The sequence below is a fragment of the Spirillospora sp. NPDC049652 genome (assembly GCF_040675125.1).
Lineage (GTDB): Bacteria > Actinomycetota > Actinomycetes > Streptosporangiales > Streptosporangiaceae > Spirillospora.
Genome location: NZ_JBFAOF010001161.1, coordinates 1 through 2,003 on the forward strand (window position 1 = coordinate 1; position 2,003 = coordinate 2,003).

Sequence of the window (2,003 nt, forward strand, 5' to 3'; positions counted from 1 at the left end):
CTCCAGTTCGCGGTCGGGCTGGGCGGGCGGGTCGATGTGCCGGCGGCGCGGGTGGGCGGCGAGGTCGGCGGCGTCCGCGCCCGCGCGGCGGAGCGAGTCGGCGATCCAGGCCCGGCCCGAGTCCTCCTCGACCATCGCGCGGAACGCGCGGACGATCCCGGCGTCCGCGCGGTGCATGGCGATCCACGCGCCGGACGCCTCGCGCACCCGGCCCGCGAGGCCCGCGTGGTCCGGGTGGTGGTGCGTGACCACCACGCCGAGGACGTCCGCGACGTCCAGGCCGAACGAGGCGAGGCCGTCGGTCAGGGCGTTCCAGGCGTCCTCGTGTTCCCAACCCGCGTCCACCAGCACGGGCCCGCGCCGGCTCTCCAGCACGTAGACCAGGGTGTACGCGAGCGGATTGCCCGGGATCGGCACCGGAACGCTCCACAGGCCCCCGCCGAGCTCCTCCGCTTTCGGCCGCGAGTTTTCGGGCCGCGCGTCTTCTTGGCGCGCGCTTACGGGCTGTGCGTCTTCCGGCCGCGCGTCTTTCCTGCGCACGTCAGAGGCGTTCGAGGATCGTCGCGGTGGACAGGGCCCCGCCGCAGCACATGGTGACGAGCGCGGTCCCGGCGTCGCGGCGTTCCAGCTCGTGCAGCGCGGTGGTGATGAGGCGCGCGCCGGTCGCGCCGACGGGGTGGCCGAGCGCGATCGCGCCGCCGTTGACGTTCACGGTGTCCATGTCCGGCTCGTGCACGGACGCCCACGACAGGACGACGCTCGCGAACGCCTCGTTGATCTCGGTGATGTCCAGGTCGCGCATCGACATCCCGGTCCGGGACAGGACGCGCTCGGTCGACTGGACCGGCCCGTCCAGGTGGTAGTACGGCTCGGAGCCGACCAGCGCCTGCGACCTGATCCGGGCGCGGACGCGCAGGCCGAGCGAGCGGGCCTTCGCCTCGTCCATCACCAGGACGGCGGCGGCCCCGTCGGAGATCTGCGAGGACGACCCGGCGGTGTGCAGCGCGTCCTCGCCGAGGACCGGCCGGAGCCCGGCGAGCCCCTCCCGCGTCGTCTCGCGCAGGCCCTGGTCGCGGACCACGGTCCGGGTCTCGCCGGTCGGGTTGCCCTCGGCGTCCAGGACGGGCGCGTCGATCGGCGCGATCTCCCGGTCGAAGCGGCCGTCCGCCCACGCCTTGGCGGCGAGCTGCTGCGACCGGAGGCCGAAGGCGTCCACGTCGTCGCGGGTGAGGCCGCGCCGCTTGGCGATCCGCTCGGCGGCCTCGAACTGGTGCGGCATGTCGATCGACCAGTCGTCCGGGCGCGGCTTGGCGGGCAGCACGTTGCTGCCGAGCGGCGACCGGCTCATCACCTCGACGCCGCAGCCGATCGCGACGTCCACGGCCCCGGCCGCGACCTGCGCCGCCGCGAGGTGGACGGCCTGCTGCGACGACCCGCACTGCGCGTCGACCGTCGTCACGCCCGCCTGCCACGGCTGCCCCGCGTACAGCCACGCGTACCGTCCGACATGTCCGCCCTGCTCGCCCGCCTGGGTCACGCAGCCGGCGAAAACCTGTTCCACTTCCGCGCCGTCCAGCCCGGCCCGCGCGAGCAGCGCGTTGACCGCGTGCGCGAGCACGGCCTGCGCCTTGAGACCGGCCAACCAGCCGTTCCGCTTGCCGAGCGGCGTCCGAACCGCCTCCACGATCACCGGGGTGCCCATCCGCGACTCCTTGCTGGAACGACGTCCGGCCTCCGACTGTAACGTGTTCTAGTTTTGCCGGGAAGGGTGGGCGCCGCCGGGCCGCGCCTTGCGGTGCCCGGACCGGTGGGGAACGATCGGCCTCATGCCGGACGAACCGCCAGCCTTCGACGACGACTTCATCGCGGGCGCGTCCATCACCGAACCGTCCGCCCGCCAGCGCGCCGGCCGCCGGAGCGCGGGCCGCTCGCGCGTACGGCTGCCCCGCCCGCCGCGCCGGAGGCAGCGGCGCCGGACGCGCGGCGGCTCCGGCGAGGCGATG

2 protein-coding genes are annotated in these 2,003 nt (G+C 74.9%); both read right to left on the reverse strand.

Annotation, left to right across the window (positions count from 1 at the left end):
* A partial coding sequence (locus tag AB0J52_RS38080; RefSeq protein WP_500187862.1) for an MBL fold metallo-hydrolase occupies positions 1-417 on the reverse strand: 417 nt, incomplete at its 3' end.
* A 124-nt stretch (positions 418-541) separates the two neighbouring features.
* Positions 542-1,702: a steroid 3-ketoacyl-CoA thiolase gene (locus AB0J52_RS38085; RefSeq protein WP_500187864.1), complete on the reverse strand. Its 1,161-nt coding sequence runs from the start codon at positions 1,700-1,702 to the stop codon at positions 542-544.
* Positions 1,703-2,003 lie beyond the last annotated feature (301 nt).

Bases quoted from the DNA above. Each gene is read 5' to 3' on its own strand.
- AB0J52_RS38085 (WP_500187864.1), bottom strand. From the start codon at position 1,702: ATGGGCACCCCGGTGATCGTGGAGGCGGTTCGGACGCCGCTCGGCAAG.